Annotated in this window: 19 protein-coding genes; 9 read left to right on the top strand and 10 right to left on the bottom strand. The window is 68.1% G+C overall.

The genetic code is table 11. The features are described 5' to 3' along the window. On the top strand, positions 1–772 hold a 772-nt coding region (locus QNJ67_09760), incomplete at its 5' end, for an isocitrate lyase/PEP mutase family protein (GenBank protein MDJ0609250.1). A 15-nt stretch (positions 773–787) separates the two neighbouring features. On the opposite strand, the gene QNJ67_09755 is transcribed toward QNJ67_09760, so the two are convergent. Beyond that, positions 788–1,162, bottom strand: a complete 375-nt coding sequence (locus tag QNJ67_09755; GenBank protein ID MDJ0609249.1) for a cupin domain-containing protein — start codon at positions 1,160–1,162, stop codon at positions 788–790. Positions 1,163–1,432: 270 nt separating this feature from the next. Between QNJ67_09755 and QNJ67_09750 the strand changes: the two genes are divergently transcribed. The 3 genes from QNJ67_09750 to QNJ67_09740 are packed head-to-tail and all read left to right on the top strand — an operon-like array spanning position 1,433 to position 3,144. Further along, a complete protein-coding gene (locus QNJ67_09750; GenBank protein MDJ0609248.1) occupies positions 1,433–1,783 on the top strand; it encodes a hypothetical protein in 351 nt (116 codons plus the stop codon). Between the two features lie 14 nt (positions 1,784–1,797). Next, complete coding sequence (locus tag QNJ67_09745) at positions 1,798–2,184, top strand: hypothetical protein (protein MDJ0609247.1); 387 nt, start codon at positions 1,798–1,800, stop codon at positions 2,182–2,184. Positions 2,185–2,202: 18 nt separating this feature from the next. Further along, positions 2,203–3,144 carry a DNA/RNA non-specific endonuclease gene (locus QNJ67_09740; GenBank protein MDJ0609246.1) on the top strand — a complete coding sequence of 314 codons (942 nt, stop codon included), beginning with the start codon at positions 2,203–2,205 and terminating at the stop codon, positions 3,142–3,144. A 35-nt stretch (positions 3,145–3,179) separates the two neighbouring features. On the opposite strand, the gene QNJ67_09735 is transcribed toward QNJ67_09740, so the two are convergent. Further along, positions 3,180–3,548 carry a DUF393 domain-containing protein gene (locus QNJ67_09735; GenBank protein MDJ0609245.1) on the bottom strand — a complete coding sequence of 123 codons (369 nt, stop codon included), beginning with the start codon at positions 3,546–3,548 and terminating at the stop codon, positions 3,180–3,182. Between the two features lie 49 nt (positions 3,549–3,597). Between QNJ67_09735 and QNJ67_09730 the strand changes: the two genes are divergently transcribed. After that, positions 3,598–3,945 (top strand): DUF488 domain-containing protein, encoded by a 348-nt coding sequence (locus tag QNJ67_09730; GenBank protein MDJ0609244.1) that lies wholly within the window; start codon positions 3,598–3,600, stop codon positions 3,943–3,945. Here QNJ67_09730 and QNJ67_09725 read toward each other — a convergent pair whose 3' ends face one another. Continuing rightward, positions 3,946–5,049, bottom strand: a complete 1,104-nt coding sequence (locus QNJ67_09725; protein MDJ0609243.1) for a YHYH protein — start codon at positions 5,047–5,049, stop codon at positions 3,946–3,948. A gap of 256 nt (positions 5,050–5,305) precedes the next feature. Here QNJ67_09725 and QNJ67_09720 point away from each other — a divergent pair, with 256 nt between their 5' ends. Both QNJ67_09720 and QNJ67_09715 read left to right on the top strand, forming a co-directional pair. After that, positions 5,306–6,070 (top strand): glucose 1-dehydrogenase, encoded by a 765-nt coding sequence (locus QNJ67_09720; GenBank protein ID MDJ0609242.1) that lies wholly within the window; start codon positions 5,306–5,308, stop codon positions 6,068–6,070. A gap of 216 nt (positions 6,071–6,286) precedes the next feature. Next, positions 6,287–7,189, top strand: a complete 903-nt coding sequence (locus QNJ67_09715) for a LysR family transcriptional regulator (protein ID MDJ0609241.1) — start codon at positions 6,287–6,289, stop codon at positions 7,187–7,189. A gap of 169 nt (positions 7,190–7,358) precedes the next feature. Here QNJ67_09715 and QNJ67_09710 read toward each other — a convergent pair whose 3' ends face one another. The 7 genes from QNJ67_09710 to QNJ67_09680 all read right to left on the bottom strand — a co-directional run bounded on the left by QNJ67_09710 (position 7,359) and on the right by QNJ67_09680 (position 12,891). Then, positions 7,359–8,030, bottom strand: coding sequence for a fumarate hydratase C-terminal domain-containing protein (locus QNJ67_09710; protein MDJ0609240.1), 672 nt, complete (start codon positions 8,028–8,030; stop codon positions 7,359–7,361). 5 nt (positions 8,031–8,035) lie between these two features. Beyond that, a complete protein-coding gene (locus QNJ67_09705) occupies positions 8,036–8,992 on the bottom strand; it encodes a fumarate hydratase (protein ID MDJ0609239.1) in 957 nt (318 codons plus the stop codon). After that, positions 8,989–10,776, bottom strand: a complete 1,788-nt coding sequence (locus QNJ67_09700; protein MDJ0609238.1) for an FAD-binding protein — start codon at positions 10,774–10,776, stop codon at positions 8,989–8,991. Before QNJ67_09700 ends, QNJ67_09705 begins: the two co-directional genes overlap by 4 nt. 2 nt (positions 10,777–10,778) lie before the next feature. Further along, entirely contained in the window at positions 10,779–11,132 is a 354-nt protein-coding gene (gene sdhC / locus QNJ67_09695; GenBank protein ID MDJ0609237.1) for a succinate dehydrogenase, cytochrome b556 subunit, read from the bottom strand. Further along, positions 11,129–11,470, bottom strand: coding sequence for a succinate dehydrogenase (locus QNJ67_09690; protein ID MDJ0609236.1), 342 nt, complete (start codon positions 11,468–11,470; stop codon positions 11,129–11,131). Before QNJ67_09690 ends, sdhC begins: the two co-directional genes overlap by 4 nt. A 1-nt stretch (position 11,471) precedes the next feature. Then, entirely contained in the window at positions 11,472–12,200 is a 729-nt protein-coding gene (locus tag QNJ67_09685; protein ID MDJ0609235.1) for a 2Fe-2S iron-sulfur cluster-binding protein, read from the bottom strand. A gap of 271 nt (positions 12,201–12,471) precedes the next feature. Next, a complete protein-coding gene (locus tag QNJ67_09680) occupies positions 12,472–12,891 on the bottom strand; it encodes an ester cyclase (GenBank protein ID MDJ0609234.1) in 420 nt (139 codons plus the stop codon). 192 nt (positions 12,892–13,083) lie between these two features. On the opposite strand from QNJ67_09680, the gene QNJ67_09675 reads away from it, so the two are divergent. After that, positions 13,084–13,821: a carbonic anhydrase family protein gene (locus tag QNJ67_09675; GenBank protein MDJ0609233.1), complete on the top strand. Its 738-nt coding sequence runs from the start codon at positions 13,084–13,086 to the stop codon at positions 13,819–13,821. Between the two features lie 121 nt (positions 13,822–13,942). Then, complete coding sequence (locus tag QNJ67_09670; protein ID MDJ0609232.1) at positions 13,943–14,449, top strand: DUF1269 domain-containing protein; 507 nt, start codon at positions 13,943–13,945, stop codon at positions 14,447–14,449. Positions 14,450–14,452 lie beyond the last annotated feature (3 nt).

The raw sequence follows: 14,452 nt of genomic DNA, 5'->3' as shown, positions 1-14,452 counted from the left end.
CGACCCCGTCTCGGCGCGGATCGCCGAGGATCTCGGCTTCGAGATGGGCATGTACGCCGGCTCTACCGCCGCGCTGACCGTGCTCGGCGCGCCCGACCTGATCCTGCTCACCCTCACCGAGTTCGCCGGGCAAGCGCACCGCATCTCGCGGGCCTCGGGGCTTCCGCTGCTGGCGGACGCCGATCACGGCTACGGCAACGCGCTCAACGTCATGCGCACGGTCGAGGAGCTGGAAGCGGCCGGGATCGCCGGGCTGACCATCGAGGACACGGCCCTTCCCCGGGGCTTCGGGACCGGCGAGACGGCGCTGATCACCCAGGAGGAGGGCGTCGGCAAGATCGCCGCGGCCGTCGCCGCGCGCGGCGACCCCGGGCTGGTCATCGTCGGGCGCACCTCGGCGGCCGGGATCACCGGGGTCGAGGACGCCATCGCCCGGGCCAAGGCCTACGAGCGGGCCGGGGCCGACGCCATCTTCCTCCTGGGCATCAAGCCGGGGGCGGAGCTGGAGGCGGCGGCCGCCGAGCTCGAGCGGCCGCTGATTCTCGGCCCCGGCTTCACCGACCGCGAGGCCCTGGCCCGTCTCGGCGTGCGCATCTGTCTGCAGGGCCACCAGCCCTTCGCCGCCGCGACCCAGGCGATCCACGACACGCTGAAGGCGCTGAGGGACGGCACGCCGCCCGCCGAGCTGAAGGGCCTCGCGTCGAAAGAGCTGACGGCCCGCGCGACGCGGGCGTCCGACTACGCGGAGTGGATCAAGCGCTTCCTGTCCTGAATGTCTCCGAGAGCGTCAGTCTTCCGCCGCGGCGAAGCCGGAACCGGCCTTCTCGTAGGCCTTGCGCGGTGGCGCGAAGACGTCGATCACCGTAACACCCTCGGGACCCGATTCCATGGTGTGCGGCGCGTTGCCCGGCGTGCGCCAGAAATCGCCCTTGGCGACTGGCACGGTCAGATCGCCCTGGAAACGGGTCGCCGAGCCCTGGATGCAGAAGCCCCACTGCTCCTCGGGGTGGTGATGTAGCGTGCCTTTGCGGTTGGGCTCGAAGCGGACGATGGAGATCATCGCCTGGTCGCCGCTGTAGACCGTCGTCGTGATCCCCGGCGCCAGCTCGCGCGAGATCCCGCCCTCCAGGTCGTCCAGGTTGAAGAAGTTCTCGGGCCGCATTGCACACTCCACTTACTATCGTGATGACAAGGCAAAGGTCATGCTAGCAGGCGGGGTTCCACTGGTTCCAGGGTGCAGAGCGAGCCGCGGGGTGCGGTTTGGAGGCGGGAAGAATTGTGCCGGGCGCGACTTTAGAGAAGACCAGCATTCGGACAGCGTTGACTACAAGCGATTGCAATCTCGCTGAGTCTACGCGATAGTTGATTGTATTAGTGGATCTCTAAATTACTTGTGCGGCGCTGCGGACGCTCGCGGGAAACTGACAACGGGATGGAGACGGCGGCGGCAGTCTTGAAGAGCGGCCTGATCGTATGGCTGTTCCTGCTCATCGGTGTCGTGCTGCTCAAGGCACTGACCGGCGAGATCAGACTAAACGGCCTGTTCAGGGAGCAGGGATCGCCCGGTAACGCGCAGGACACGCCCGCCTATCTCCCCTCCAGGGTGCAGTCCTTGATCGCCTTCCTGCTGATAATCGGCGGCTACGCCCTCCTCGTCCTGGATAGCGGGCCGGTCATGAACGCGGAAAACAAGCCATCCCTTCCCGATGTGCCCGAGAGCCTGTTGGCCGTCTTGGTGGGCAGCAACGGCCTCTATTTGGCGGGCAAACTCTTCAAATCATAGTGCTGGAGAAGACGATGAACGCGCCGGACATATCGCACATTGGCTTTATTGCCATCACCGTCATTTTGCTGGGCTTCGCCGCCACGGTCCTCTGGTTGATCGTCACGAACAAGATCGACCTGAAGGGCCTGGTCTCCGAACCGATCGACCCGAACAACAGAGAACTGGGCCAGAAAGCGAGCCTCTCCCGCTTTCAGTTCCTGATCTTCACTTTCGTCATCGCGGGACTCTACCTCCTGCTCTGTATCGAGACCGGCGCCTTCGTGGAGATCCCGACAAACGTGCTCGGTCTCCTGGGCATCAGCGGCGGCAGCTTCGTGGTGTCCAAGGCGGTCGGCAGTCAAAAGGACAAGGGCAAGCAGGGCGACAAGAAGCCAGACGCTCCGCAACAGCCGGGTTAGGCATGGAGTAGGCGAGCCGTGTTCCGAAAGACTCAATTGGCGATCTGTTCGGCCGTTCCGATCCTTGCAGCTGCCCTGCTCGGCTCGGCCGGGGCCCAGGAGGTGACCGACCCGGAGACCTGCCGAGAACTCTGGGAAGAGATCGGGCTGCCCGGCATTGAGAAGGACTTCGGCGAAGGCGACTTCGTTCATGTCTGCCACGACGGATTTCTCACCCTCCACAACAACACGACCAAGACCCCCGACTGGGTGCTGCAAAGGATGACGGCCGAGCAGGTCAGCGGCGACAATCACCGGCCCAAGAAAAGCTTCGTGCAGGAAAGAGCGGCGCCCAGGGACCGCCGCGCGAGGAATCAGGACTACACAAACAGCAGCTTTGCGCGGGGCCATCAGGCGGCCTCGGAGGACTACAACTTCGACCTCGATATGATGAAGGGCACCTTCGTCTACTCCAACGCCTTGCCGCAGATCGGGGCCGGCTTCAACAGCGGTGTGTGGTCCGGTCTCGAAGGCTTGGTCCGAGATGTGGCTCGTTCGCGCGGCGTGATTTATGTGATCAGCGGCCCGGTCTATCAGCCAGCCAGCGGCGACGAGATCCTGCTACCTGCCACGAGCAACCCTTGTGGCGCGGAGATCCGGCTTCCGGCCCCGGCGAAGCAGTCGATCTGCGACGCGAACGATGACGACGCCACGGTGCGCTGCGAGGCCGGGGTGGCCGTTCCCGCCGGGCTGTTCAAGATCATCTACGATCCGGCACGCCAAAGGGCCAATGCCTATCTGCTCCCGAACCTCAACCACAGCCCGCTCAAGGACGGCGCGAGCAACCGCAGCTATCTGCCACGGTTCCGCGTTTCGGTCCGTCTCTTGGAGGAGATCATCGAGACCGACATGCTGACAGCCCTGTCATCGCGTCAGCAACGGGTCATCGAGGAGAGCTGCCCCGCTTCCTTCTTTCACTGAAGTCACGCAAGCGGCGGGGATAGCGGTCTTGCCGGCTACCAGCGCCGCCGGGCCCGGTTCCAGCGGTAGAGCTCGGCGGCGAAGGCGTTGTAGGCCCAGCGGAACAGCGTGCGGACCAGGGGCAGGGCGCCGACCCGCGCCAGCCAGCCCTGCCCCGGCGTGAGGCGCCAGAGCGCTACGAAGGCCTCGGCGCCGACCCTGAGCCTGCCGGCGCCGTCGACCACGTGGAGACGCTCGCGCACGAACTCCAGATCCCCGCCGACCTCGGCCGCGGCCGCGTTGTCGGCGTGGACGTCGATCCATTCGACCTCAGCCTCGCGACCCGACAGCGAGCGCCGCTGCAAGCGGATCCCGGCGTCGCAGACCGGGCAGGCCGAGTTGTAGTAGACTCTGGTCTTGGCCATGGCCTGAATCTGGTCAGCCCCACCGGCCGCCGCAAGCGGAGCCAGCCCCTTGAGCACCATCGCCCTGAAGCGCGCCTACGAGCCGCCCGACCCCGGAGACGGGATCCGCATCCTGGTCGAGCGGCTCTGGCCGCGCGGACTGACCAAGCAAAAGGCGGCTATCGACCATTGGACCAAGGAGATCGCCCCCAGCCCCGAACTGCGCCGCTGGTACGGTCACCGGCCGGAGCTCTGGCCGGAATTCCAGCAGCGCTACCGGGCAGAGCTCGACGCCAACCCGGACGCCGTCGCCGCGCTGCGGGCGCTCTGCGCCGAAGGCCCGGTTACCTTCGTCTACGCCGCGCGCGACGAGGAACGGAACAGCGCGACCCTTCTGAAGGCCTATTTGACCGATTAGTCAGCGACGGAACCCGGAAACCGGCGGGGCGCGGAAGCAGCGCGGGATGACCGGCCAGTCCTGGGTCAGGAAATAGGCGTAGGTCCCTTCCGGGAACTCGGGCGTCACCGTGGTCCGGCCGTTGCATTGGTCCAGCGTGCCGCTGCCGACGCGGAATTCGTAGTCGGTGACGAAGGTGCCGTCGTAGTAGCCGCCAGGATTGTCCCCGCCGCTCGGGCGCCGGCCGACCTTTCGGCGATAGCTCGAGGTCATCTCGATCACAGGCGAGCCCGCATCGCTCGGGTCGGCATGGCCGGCGAGCGCGTAGATCGGGAAACCGTCGGCGGCCCAGCCGATCAAGGGCGAATGCCTGTCGGAGGGAACATCGAAGGCCTCGAGCAGCAGCGTCGGGAGTCCGTGGTAGTGGTAGGCGCCGCTCGGCTGCACGTGGGCGTGGTTGGCGTCGAGCCCGAGGGGAACCGCGCCGGACAGCGCCTCGTAGCGCCAACCGGTCGAGGGGCGGCCGAGGTAGTACTCGGCGGCGACCGGCTCGAAGGGAACGCCGTTCATGGCCCACCCGAAGGGTCCAGGGCCGACGACCAGGGGACGCGACGCGATCTCGGGATCGAGCGGCAGGCGCACCAGGGTCGACTGCTCCGCAATGCGGTTCGGGTTGCCGGAATTGGGAAAGACGCCGGTCTGGTGGTTCGGGATGCCGTTGGCCCGGATGACCCGCCACCCGCCTTCGACGGTGACGTTGGCCCGGCTGCGGCCCTGGGGCCAGGCGGTCGCCGGGTAGAGCGCCGGATCGCCCTCGGACTGGACCACGGTATGGACTCTCAGCCGCCGTTCGCCGCCGCCCCGCTGCGGCGGCCCGCCCTCGGGCACGCAGGCGAGGCGCCCCTCACCAGGCGTGACCCGGCAGGCGCCGTCGAGGCTGCCCCGGGGCGTGCGCATCGTGCAGGCCTCGCCTTGGACCGCGCCGTCGCAGGCAGCGAAGGCCTCCGGCGGCGGTCCGCCCCGCGGCGCCTGGGCCCGGAGGTCGCCCGCGCCCCATCGGTCCTGCGCGAGGAAGACGCCGGCGAAGGCGCCGGCCACGACGGCGGCGAAGACCATGCGCTTCATGCTTCTCTCTCGTCTCGACCCTCGAAGGCAACCAACGCCTAACGGCGGATTTCGAGCCAACCCGCCGGTGCAACCACCCGGCATGGCATTTCAGCGCGCGAATCCGCTCGTCTTCAACAGTGTTATGGACCGGCTAGAGCCATATACCGGCAGGCCGAAGCGGTCCTTCTCCTGAATACCGCGCGCATCGAGGCGTTTCCCTTCGAGCCGCTCCTGCACTAGCCTCATGTGATCGCAAATTCGGGGGCAAGGATCCATGCAACTCTTCGATCTATCCGGCAAGGTGGCGGTCGTGACCGGGGGCAACGGCGGCATCGGCCTCGGCATGGCGCGCGGCCTGGCCGAGGCCGGCGCGGCCGTCGCCGTGGTCGGGCGCAACGCGGCCAAGAACGCGGCGGCGGTCGAGGCCCTCGCCACCCTGGGCGCCCGAGCGGCCGCCTTCGAGGCCGACGTGCGCGACGCCGACGCGGTCGCCGCGACGGTCGAGGCGGTCACGGCCGAGTTCGACGGGCTCCACATCCTGGTCAACAACGCCGGCACCAACGTCCGCAAGCGGCCGGAGGAACTCTCGGAAGAGGACTGGCATCTGGTCCTGGATACCAACTTGACCAGCGCCTTCCTCTGCGCCAAGGCGTGCTACCCGGCGTTGAAGGCGGCCGGCGGCGGCAAGGTGCTCAACAACGGCTCCATGCTTTCGCTGTTCGGCTCGCCCTGGGGCTCACCCTACGGCGCCTCCAAGGGCGGCATCATGCAGCTGACCCGCTCACTCGCCACCGCATGGGCGCCGGACAACATCCAGGTAAACTGCTTCCTGCCCGGCTGGATCGACACCGACCTGACCCGCAACGCCCGCAGAGAGGTGCAGGGTCTCAACGAGAAGGTCCTGGCCCGCACCCCGGCGGGGCGCTGGGGCACGATCGAGGACATGGCCGGCCTGGCGGTCTTCCTGGCCAGCCCCGCCTCGGACTTCATCACCGGCACGGCGATCCCGATCGACGGCGGCTTCTCGATTGCGATCTAGAAGTCGCGCAACCCCTTGATCGTCATGCCCGGACTTGATCCGGGCATCCAGGGCCAGGGGCACGACGGCCTCGGTCTTCCTGGATGGCCGGATCAAGTCCGGCCATGACGAGAAAAAGGGGGATCGGTCGGGGCGGGGCTGAGGTCCAGCGTAAGTCTGGATTTACGAAAGCGGCTGTTGTTTGAGTGAATTGAAGGTTTCGCTTACAAGACCGGAATGTCGATCCGCAATCTCCGGACCCTGATCGCGGTCGCCGATCAGGGCACCTTCACCGCCGCCGCCGAGGCGGTCCACGTCACCCACGCCGCAGTCAGCCAGCAGATGAAGGCGCTCGAGGAGGAGTGGCAGGTCGCGCTCTTCGACCGGAGCCGCCGGGCGCCCGAGCTGACGCCGCTCGGCAAGGCCCTGGTCGCCCGCGCGCGCGAGATCGTCGCGGCCTACGACGGTATTCTCGCCTCGGTTTCTGGCGAGGCCGGCTTCCGGGGCGAGCTCAACCTCGGCGCGGTGCCGACCACCTTGACCGGGATGGTGCCCTTCGCGCTCGCCATGCTGAAGAAGGAGCACGCCGAGCTCCACGTTCGCGTCGTGCCGGGGCTGACCACGGAGCTGGCGGCGCAGGTCGAGCGCGGCGCTTTGGACGCGGCGCTGGTCACGCGCATGGCGCCCCTGCCGCGCCGCCACGAGTGGCGCGAGGTCGCGCGCGAGGCCTTCGAGCTGCTGGCCGCCCGAGAGGCGGCGAGCGACGATCCCGCCGAACTCCTGCGGAGCAACCCCTATATCCGCTTTTCGCGTCAGGCCGTGGTCGGCGCCCAGATCGAGGCCTGGCTGCAGGCACGAGGCATCGAGGTGACGGAGAGCATGGAAATCTCCGACCTCGGCATCATTTCCAGCCTGGTCCACGCCAACCTTGGGGTCTCCATTGTTCCCAGGCAGGCCGTGGCCGCGCCGAATTCCCTGCCCCTCAAGCGGATCGCGCTTTCCCCGGGACCGGAACCGCGGGTGCTGGGACTGCTCGCCCGTTCCGACAGCGTCAAGCTCCCGGTGCTGGACCGCCTCCTGAACCATCTGCTGAAAGCGGCGGAGATAGGCCGCTTCGACGGCGATCCGCCGGCGCGCTAACCGATCTAGCGGCTGCCAAGTAAGCGCTAACCGCCACCATCACCCTTCGACAAGGGGCGTAGCCCGGCGCTTCGCGCGGGTGAGGGCGAAATGGTTCAGTTACCTACCCTCATCCTGAGCTTGTCGAAGGATGACGTCGATCAAGGGCTCGAAACCTTGCAACCGTCCACTAGCCGATCAGCTCGTCGGTCCGGTCGTCGGTTTCGCCGAAGCGCTTCAGGACGGCCGGGCGCGTGCCCTCGTAGGCCTTCTCCAGGCCGGCGGCGATCTTGGCGTTCTCGCGCTCGAAGAGGCAGTTGCCCTCCATGTCCGAGGCGACCAGGAAGGGCCCCATGTTCTCGGCCTCCATCACCCACATGGCCTGGGCGAGGCCCAGCTCCTCGCGCCAGTGCAGCCCCTTGACCGACTTGATCCCGCGGCCGAGCAGCGCGCCGGTGCCGTAGCCGACCGTGGTCAGGTAGAGCGCGCCGTTGGGCACGAACTTGGTCCGGTAGTCCTCCGGGCTCATGCCGCCCTTGCCGATGATCAGCTTGGCGCCCGACAGGCGGAACCACTCGGCGATCCACTTGGAGAAGCGGAAACTCGCCGTCGCCGTGACCGCGCCCATGTCGAAGCTGCCGTCCTCGCGCTGGGCCGCCGCCGGCGCGCAGTGGAAGTTGGCGGCGCTCTCCGCCGGCAGGTTCATGGGCAGCGGGTGGCCCTCCTCGATGGCGCGCTTGTAGACGCCCTCCCGGCCGGTGTAGAGCACCCCGTCCAGGTGCACGATGTCGCCGAGCTTGAGCGCCTTGAGCGCCTCCCGCGTGGGGGTCGTGCTGAGTCGGATGCGTTTCGGACCGGGCATGAGGCCTACTCCGCCGCCAACGGGACGGCCGGCCAGTCGACCGTCTCGCGCCGCTGGTAAGGGGTGAACCACTCGGGGTCGGTGCGCTCCTCGACCCGGCCGTCGGACCAGAGCCGCGCGACCGCCCGGCGCGACGACAGGCAGAAGGCGTGCACGCTCATCTGCATGCCGCCGGTGTGGCAGTAGCCGACCTCGATGTGGCAGTCGACCACCATGGACTTGCCGACGAAGCCCATGGCGCCCATGCCGATGGAGTTTCCGAGCTCCTTGAAGGCCAGCTCGAGCTCGGCAATCTTCGGGTCCGGGTTGCGGTCGCCGACCACGCGCAGGCAGGCGGCCCGCTTGCCGAGCACCATGCAGGCGTCCTTCGATCCGCCCAGGCCGATGCCGATGATCGCCGGCTGGCAGGCCAGGCCCCGCTTGCCGAAGGCGACCAGGCTGTCGAGATAAAAGCGCTTGATGCCCTCGATCCCGTCCGAAGGGAAGAGCATGCGGTAGTCGGTGCCGAAGAGGCCGCCCTTGTGCACCGTGATCAGGTCGATCCAGTCGCCCTCGGGCTCGAAGGCGTACTCGATCTCCGGCGCCTGGATACCGACGTTGTTGTCGTGGTCGGTGCGCCACAGCGGGTGCACCCGGTTCGGGCGCAGCGGCACGTCGCTGGTCGCCTTCGCCGTCGCCCGGCGCAGAGCCTGCTCCAGCGCCACGGGGCCGCCCTCGATCCGCGCCTCGTTGCCCATCTTGACGTACCAGCGCGGGCAGCCGGTATCGCCGCACATAGCCCGGCGGTCCTCCTTGGCGGCCTCGTAGTTCTCCAGCATGGCCTGGAGCACGAAGGCGGAGAGATCGCCGTCCTCCTCGCGGGCCGCCTGCTTTAGGCCCGCCAGGTAGTCTTCCGGGATCTCGATCGCCGCCTTCGCCATCAGCCTCTCGGCGGTCGACTGGATCAGGTCCAGGGGGATCATGCCGCGGACTCCCTCTCTCGTTGCGGCGGCTCCGCCACCAGGGTTTCCGGCTCGCCCTCGGGCAGAACGGTCTCGCCCGGCCGGACGATGGTGAACTTGACCGGCTCGCGGGTCACCGAGAGCGCGTCGCCCGCCTGCCGCGCCACGGTGAAGTAGCTGGCCTCGAGATCGCCCTCCTCGGGGAAGTCCTCGCGGTGGTGCGCGCCGCGCGAGTTCTCCCGCGCCAGGGCCGCCCGGGCGATGACCGCGGAGGTCTCGGCCAGCGAGGCCAAGTTCAGCCAGTCGTGCCAGGTCAGGTTGAAGGCCCGGTTGTCGTCCGCGACCCCGGTCTCGCCGAGCTCGTCCGCGATGCCCGCGATCTGCGCGAGCCCCCGCTCCAGCCCCGCCGCCGAGCGCACCACGCCGACGTGGTCCCACATGGCGTCCAGCAGGGCGCGGCGCAGCGGCCGGAGCGAGCCCGCCGGCTTGCCGAAAGGCGCGCTCGCCCGCGCGATCTCTGCCGCCAGGACCTCTTCGTCCGGGTCGCGCAGGGCGCCGACGCGCCGGATGTCGGCGCCCATGGTTTCGCCGGCGATCCCGCCGTAGACGGTCGAGTTCGCAACCCCGTTGCCGCCCAGGCGGTTGGAGCCGTGCGCGCCGCCCGAGTCCTCGCCGGCGACGTAGAGCCCCTCCAGTGCCGTGCGGGTGTCCGGGTCGACCACGACGCCGCCCATCAGGTAGTGGGCGGTCGGGACCACCTCGACCCGGCCGCCCGCCAGGTCGAAGCCGCAGTCGGCGCAGCGCTTGACCATGCCCTTGAACTTCCGGGCGACGTTTTCCGGCCCCAGATGCGCCATGGAGATGAACACGCCGACCTGGTCCGGATCGTTGTTGCGGCGCATCTCGTCGTAGATCGCCCGGCTGACCACGTCGCGGGTCGCGCGCTCGCCCTTGGGGTCGTACGCGAAGAGGAAGCGCTCGCCGGCGGCGTTGAGCAGGTGGCCGCCAGCCCCGCGCAGGCCTTCCTCCAGCACGGTCCCGGTCATCTTGGAGTGGTCGCCGGCCAGAAGCCCGGTCGGGTGGAACTGCACCATCTCCATGTCGCGCAGCGGCAGGCCCGCGCGCAGCGCCATGGCGAGCCCGTCCATCGCCTTGTCGCCCGAGGGCGTGTGGTACTTGTACATGGTCGGCCCGCCGCCCGTGGCCATGAGCACCGCCTTGGCGCGCACCAGGCGGAAGCGGCCCGTACGCATGTCGATGAAGAGCACGCCGGCCAAGGCGGCGCCGTCCCGGGTCGGCACCAGGCCGATCGCCCGATGCTCCTGCAGCTTCTCGACCGGGCGGGCGAGCACCTGCTCCATCAGCCGGTTGATGATCTCGATGCCGGTCAGATCGCCCTTGTGCACCGTGCGGTCGGCGGTCTGCCCGGCGAAGGCCTTGTGGTGCAGGCTGCCGTCGGCGTGGCGGTCGAAGAAGCAGCCGATCTCGTTCTCCAGCTCGCGCACGCGGACCACCGCCTGCTCGCAGAGCCGCCAGGCCATGTCCTGGTCAGGCAGCCACTTGCCGCCGATGATGGTGTCCATGAAATGCCGCTCGACCGAATCGCCGGGGCCGAGCGCGACGTTGTAGCCGCCCTGGACCATACGCGTACAGCCGCACTTGCCGATCAGGCCCTTGACCGCGAGGGTGATCCTGGCCTCGGGCGCGGCCTGCTGGGCGTGCAGCGCGCCGAAAAGCCCGGCGCCGCCGGTCCCGATGATCAGGATGTCGGTGTCGTGCCGCTCCAGGTCGCCTTTCGTCGCCATGGTCAGACAGCCTGCAGCAGGAAGGTGCCGGACACCAGCACCGAGAGTCCGACCGCGCCGGCCGCCAGGGTCTTCTGCCGCGCCGTCCAGGGCAGCAGCTCCAGAGCCAGCAGCCGCAGCCCGCCGAAGAAGTGCGCCGCGAGCAGGAAGACCAGCCCAAACTCGGCGGCCTTCACCGCGGGGCGCTCGCTCCAGGCGAGGAAGCCGTCGAGGGCCGCCGGGTCGTTCAGCGCCAGCGCCAGCACCCAGAAATGCAGCGGCAGGAAGAGCGCCAGGAGCAGGCCCGACACGCGGTGCAGAATGAAGGCGGCCCAGAGCGGGTGCCGGCGGTGCGGCCGGATCACGTATCGGGTCACGGGGCCCCTCCCGTGGTCACGGCCCAGACGGCCCGGGCGCCCAGGACGAGGAGGCCGAGGAAGACGGTCCAGGCTAGAGCGTTGAGGGGCAGACCCTTGATGCCGAGCCACTCGTGGGCGATCACCCGGAGCCCGATCGCGCCGTGGACCGACACGGCGAGCACGAAGGTGCCGTAGAACAGGGCCCAGCCGAGCGAGCCCTGGGTCCGCCCGAGAATCTCGGCCGCGCTCAGCCCGCCCTGGACGGCGTAGATCATGACCGCGATGTGACCGATGACGAGCGGCGCCATGACCAGGGCCGAGAGCCGCTGCAGCAGGTAGAGCCGGAGGTCGAGCATCTCAGCGCCCTCCGCGCCAGAAGGACTTCACCGTCGCGCGCTTAAGGCCGGCGATCGCGGTCATGGGATTGAGGCCGTTGGGGCAGGCGTTGGCGCAACTGCCCATAGAGTGACAGTTGTGGCAGCCGCCGCGGCCGCCGACCGCGTCGAGGATCTCCTGGCGGGCGCCGTCCTTGGCGTCGTTGACCAGGGTCCAGGCCCGGTTCAGCGCGGCCGGGCCCAGGAACGCCGGGTTGCCCGCCACCGTGTCGCAGGCGGCGTAGCAGATCGCGCAGTTGATGCACTCGATCCCGGCGTCGGCCTCGGCGCGTTCGGCCGCTTCCGGGCTGATCGCCGGCACCGCGTCGCCGCGTCCCGCGGTCGGGTGGAACACCCCCTCGGCCGCCACCCACTTCTCGAAGAAGGGGTCCATGTCGGCCGCGAGGTCCTTGATCACCGGCAGATTGCGCAGGGGGGCGATCTGGATTCGGCCGCCGTCGAGCACCTTCTCGACGTGGGTCCGGCAGGTCCAGCGCGGCCGGCCGTTCACCGTCATGGCGCAGGAGCCGCACATGCCGACCCGGCAGGCGAAGCGGTAGCTGAGGCTCGGGTCGGCCTCCTGCTGGATCCAGGCGACCACGTCGAGCACGGTCTGACTGTCGTAGCGCGGCACCGAGAAGGACTGGAAACGCCCGCCCTTCGCGTCGCCACGCCAGACCGCTACGTCGATTTGCCTGCCCGGAGCCGACACACGTTAAGTCCCGATTTTGGAGATCAGGGAAATAAGATATCCGTAACCGCTTATAACGAAAAGCGACAAAGACTAACGGATTTCGTAAGCATAGCTAACGGGCGGGCGTCGCGGGAGCAACATCGGCGAACCTGGCTCAACCTTGTCGACTTCCGCGGCCGGGCGCCGATCGGACGCGGAACCTATCGGCCGCGGCCTGCACGAGTGTCTCCACCTAGTTGGTCCTCGAGACCAACACCCTTGGCCCCAGCCGGAGTCCGTCTGTCGCCGTTCACGTCCAGCCCAGGTCGCGCAGGGTATGGCCGTCGTTCCAGATTTTCGTCATGTGGACGATCCGGCCGTCCTCGAAGTCCATGTTGTACACGTAGTCGGCCGCGGCCTTCTTGCCTGTCGGCGGTACCGGACCGCCGTCACCCGTGTGGGTGCCGTGGAACACAGCGAAGGCGCAGACCGAATCCCGTTCAGCATCCACCGCGAAAGACTTCAGCTCGTAGTGGCCGTCCGGCAGGATCGAGAGCAGGCCCTTCATCCAATCGGCGTAGGCCTCCAAGGTGGTCACATCGGCCAGGGCATCGGCCTGGGCCGAGAAGGTCGCGTCCTCCCGGCAGTAGGGCTTGCAAGCCTCCCAGCCCCTGCCGCTCTCACAGACTTCGAAAAAGCTCCGCGCGGTCTCCAGAATCGCTTTTGCCATACCCCTTGCTCCTTATCGTTTTGATTGGATCGCCCTGAGGTTCTAGAAACACTCCGGTTTGTGTTCTCACTATAGCCTCTCTCGAGCAGTGACCGCCTCCGGTATGGTCCCACTGGCCGCGGAGCGTCTAGTATGATCGCGAAGCGTGTCTATGCTTCGGCGGGATACAACCAGGGAAGGGAAAGGACCATAATGACGACGAAGGATGACGGCCGCAGGCATTTCCTGAGGCAGGCCGGCGTTTCGCTCTTCGCGGCCGGCGCGGCTACGGGCCTGGGCCTGGGCGCCGCGCGCGCCGGGCACCACGAGGCCATGACCCAGACCAGGGAGAGCCAGGCGGCCATGACGCCGCAGAAGGCGCTCCAGAAGCTGAAGGACGGCAACGCCCGCTTCGCCAAGGGCCAGATGCTGAAGCGCGACTACCTGGCCCAGGTCCGGGCGACCGGCGAAGGCCAGTTTCCCTTCGCCGCGGTGGTCGGCTGCATCGATTCCCGGGCGCCCAACGAACTGATCTTCGACCAGGGCATCGGCGATATCTTCAGCGCGCGGATCGCCGGCAACTTCATCAACGACGACCTGCTGGGCAGCCTCGAGTTCGCCTGCGCGGCTGCCGGGGCCAAGCTGGTCGTGGTGCTCGGCCACACCGAGTGCGGTGCGGTCAAGGGCGCCTGCGACGACGTCGTGCTGGGCAACCTGACCAAGACCCTGGCCAACATCAAGCCGGCGGTGGCGGCGGTCGAAGGCTTCGACGCCGACCGCTCGTCCAAGAACCCAGCCTTCGTCCAGGCGGTCGCCAGCAAGAACGTGACCCTGACCCTGGCGCGGATCCGCGAGCGCAGCGCCATCCTGCGGGACATGGCGGACAGCGGCGCCATCGGACTGGCGGGCGCCATGTACGACGTGCGCGCGGGCCGCGTGACCTTCGTCTAGAGCCGTTTCACGCGATGAATGGATCGCCCACAGCGATTCCATTTGACCGCGTTCTGCTCTAGGGTCCGTAGAGCTGGGCGCCGACGGGGGCGGGAGCGGCGAGACGCGAAGGGAGAGGTCCATGGCGGAGCTTGTGGTTATCGAGTACGACGATGTGCATAAGGCGGAGGAAGTGCGCCTGAAGCTGCTCAAGCTGCAGCGGGAGTACCTGATCGACCTGGAAGACGCCGTCGTCGCCAGCAAGGACGAGAACGGCAAGGTCAAACTGAACCAGATCCACAACCTGACCGCCTCGGGCGCCATCTCCGGCGGGTTCTGGGGCACGCTGATCGGGATTCTTTTCCTCAACCCCCTGCTCGGCATGGCGGCCGGCGCCTCGGCGGGCGCCATCAGCGGGGCGCTCTCCGACGTCGGCATCAACGATAACTTCATGCGGGAAATCGCGAGCGGCTTCAACAACGGCAGCTCGGCGCTCTTCGTGCTGGTGCGCAAGGTGACCCCGGACAAGGTGCTGGAAGAGCTCGAAGGCACCGGCGGCGTCGTGCTCCAGACCTCGCTGACCCACGACAAGCAGGAAAAGCTCCAGGCGGCTCTGGACGCGGCGAAGAAAGACAGCCCGGCCGCCTAGAGC

The organism is Kiloniellales bacterium, assembly GCA_030064845.1.
Classification (GTDB): Bacteria; Pseudomonadota; Alphaproteobacteria; order Kiloniellales; family JAKSDN01; genus JASJEC01.
The sequence above is the reverse complement of the archived record's forward strand: the minus strand, read 5'-3'. Positions and strand labels throughout refer to the sequence as shown.

Bases quoted from the DNA above. Each gene is read 5' to 3' on its own strand.
- QNJ67_09755 (MDJ0609249.1), bottom strand. From the start codon at position 1,162: ATGCGGCCCGAGAACTTCTTCAACCTGGACGACCTGGAGGGCGGGATC.
- QNJ67_09750 (MDJ0609248.1), top strand. From the start codon at position 1,433: ATGGAGACGGCGGCGGCAGTCTTGAAGAGCGGCCTGATCGTATGGCTG.
- QNJ67_09745 (MDJ0609247.1), top strand. From the start codon at position 1,798: ATGAACGCGCCGGACATATCGCACATTGGCTTTATTGCCATCACCGTC.
- QNJ67_09735 (MDJ0609245.1), bottom strand. From the start codon at position 3,548: ATGGCCAAGACCAGAGTCTACTACAACTCGGCCTGCCCGGTCTGCGAC.
- QNJ67_09725 (MDJ0609243.1), bottom strand. From the start codon at position 5,049: ATGAAGCGCATGGTCTTCGCCGCCGTCGTGGCCGGCGCCTTCGCCGGC.
- QNJ67_09720 (MDJ0609242.1), top strand. From the start codon at position 5,306: ATGCAACTCTTCGATCTATCCGGCAAGGTGGCGGTCGTGACCGGGGGC.
- QNJ67_09715 (MDJ0609241.1), top strand. From the start codon at position 6,287: ATGTCGATCCGCAATCTCCGGACCCTGATCGCGGTCGCCGATCAGGGC.
- QNJ67_09710 (MDJ0609240.1), bottom strand. From the start codon at position 8,030: ATGCCCGGTCCGAAACGCATCCGACTCAGCACGACCCCCACGCGGGAG.
- QNJ67_09705 (MDJ0609239.1), bottom strand. From the start codon at position 8,992: ATGATCCCCCTGGACCTGATCCAGTCGACCGCCGAGAGGCTGATGGCG.
- QNJ67_09700 (MDJ0609238.1), bottom strand. From the start codon at position 10,776: ATGGCGACGAAAGGCGACCTGGAGCGGCACGACACCGACATCCTGATC.
- QNJ67_09690 (MDJ0609236.1), bottom strand. From the start codon at position 11,470: ATGCTCGACCTCCGGCTCTACCTGCTGCAGCGGCTCTCGGCCCTGGTC.
- QNJ67_09680 (MDJ0609234.1), bottom strand. From the start codon at position 12,891: ATGGCAAAAGCGATTCTGGAGACCGCGCGGAGCTTTTTCGAAGTCTGT.
- QNJ67_09675 (MDJ0609233.1), top strand. From the start codon at position 13,084: ATGACGACGAAGGATGACGGCCGCAGGCATTTCCTGAGGCAGGCCGGC.
- QNJ67_09670 (MDJ0609232.1), top strand. From the start codon at position 13,943: ATGGCGGAGCTTGTGGTTATCGAGTACGACGATGTGCATAAGGCGGAG.